Source organism: Vibrio sp. 1402 (assembly GCF_033340275.1).
Window position 1 is genome coordinate 1 of record NZ_JAWOWE010000068.1, and the last position, 1,168, is coordinate 1,168.

A 1,168-nucleotide genomic window follows, 5' to 3' on the forward strand; every position below is an offset into this window, starting at 1 on the left:
GTGTTGTCACACCGTCGCTTGGTAAATCGACTTTAACTGGTTCAGCGTCTCCGTATTGGAACCCTTTGATCACCTGTTTTACGCCAGAGATATTGCGCGAAATCTCCGTCGCGCGTTCACCTTGCTGAGCGGTTACATAGCCAAACAAAAATACATCACCATCCTCTGTAATGACTTTGACTTTAACGCCATTGAGGTCTGAGTCGGTTAATAGAGCCGATTTAACCTTGGTTGTGATCCAGCTGTCGTTGCTGATTTGCGTCACGCTCAATGGCTCTTTAGCCTTAATTTGGTTATGAATGGTTTTGACGCCATCAATGGCTCTAGCTCGTTGCTCAATTTGATTAATCAAATCTTGAGTTGGAGCTTGGCCCATTAAAACAACCGTACCATTGTACGAGCTCGCAACAACTCGAACATGCCCTTTAAATGGTTCTTTATTACCGATCGCTGCGACTTCAAATTCAATATTGTTGTCTTGCCAGATCTGCTTCGTGGTGCGAGTATCTGTCACAATATTTGCCGTGGTGGCAGCTCCAGCAATGAACAGTCCTGCACATCCGCTCAAGCTTAAGATGGTACATAAAATGACAAGGCTACGTATCATAATGCTGATTCTCAAATCTGTTATTCTTCGTGAGCAGGGAAAAGTACTTGGTCAATCAAATCGCATAAGCAGTGAAGAGTGACCATATGCACTTCGTGAATGCGAGCCGTGCGATGGGATGGAATGCGAATTTCTACATCGTTTTCGCCCAGTAATCCTGCCATCTCACCACCATCTTTACCTGTTAGGGCGATAATGGTCATGTCGCGAGTTACGGCGGCTTCCATCGCTTTGATGATGTTTTTGCTGTTGCCACTGGTAGAAAGCGCCAGAAGAATATCGCCTGGTTGGCCAAATGCACGAACTTGCTTAGAGAAAATCTCTTGATAGTGGTAGTCGTTTGCAACTGCCGTTAGTGTGGTGTTGTCCGCAGTCAGCGCCATAGCGGGAAGGCTAGGGCGTTCGGTCTCAAAGCGATTTAAAAGACAAGAAACAAACTGTTGTGCATTTGAGGCGCTGCCACCGTTGCCGCAGCAAAGAATTTTGTTGCCATTCAGCAAGCTCGAAACCATGGCTTGAGCGGCGTGCGTGATCGCATCAGGCAGAGCTTCTGCGGCTGCG

Annotated in this window: 2 protein-coding genes; both read right to left on the minus strand. The window is 47.0% G+C overall.

What is annotated here, in order from left to right; genetic code table 11:
• Positions 1 to 607, minus strand: a 607-nt coding sequence (locus R7044_RS24140; RefSeq protein WP_225455866.1) for a BON domain-containing protein, incomplete at its 3' end; no start/stop codon positions are given.
• Between the two features lie 20 nt (positions 608 to 627).
• A partial coding sequence (locus R7044_RS24145; protein ID WP_029794985.1) for a phosphoheptose isomerase occupies positions 628 to 1,168 on the minus strand: 541 nt, incomplete at its 5' end.